The 508-nt window shown below is 43.7% G+C and carries 1 protein-coding gene; it reads left to right on the top strand.

Annotation, left to right across the window (positions count from 1 at the left end):
• Positions 1–508: TonB-dependent receptor domain-containing protein (locus tag R7040_RS30230; protein ID WP_318098158.1), on the top strand; the 508-nt coding region annotated here is incomplete at both ends.

The following is a 508-nucleotide window of genomic DNA, read 5'->3' as shown; positions in this document are numbered from 1 at the left end:
AAAGTAAAACCGTCTCTGGCACTTGGACGCCAGTGACTGACCCTGCGATTCAGCAGTACGTGAATATAGGCAAAGCGACAATTAAAGGTATTGAGTTTTCAAACCAACTTTCGTGGAACAAGTTCATGCCAATCGAAGGCTTTAGCTCTCGTGTAGCAGCGGCGTATACGGAAGGTGAAGATGGAAACAATAATCCACTAAACAGTGTTAACCCTTGGAACCTTGTCGCTGGTTTTAATTACGATTCAGAACAAAACTGGGGAACCACGTTAACCATTAACTACACAGCTTCTAAAGACAAAAGCGACATAAATGACGATAAAGTGTTGCCTATCTCTGCTGCTACGGTTGTAGATATCACCGCGTACTACAAACCTATTAAAGATCTTACGTTGCGAGCAGGTCTGTTCAACGTGACGGATGAAGAGTACTACAATTGGAATGATGTGCGTGACCTTCAGACAGAGAACAAAGATCTGACTCAAGCTGGGCGGAACTGGTCAATTAC

Source organism: Vibrio sp. 1069, assembly GCF_033340555.1.
Note: the sequence above shows the minus strand (reverse complement) of the source record. Positions and strands in the feature narration are given on the sequence as shown.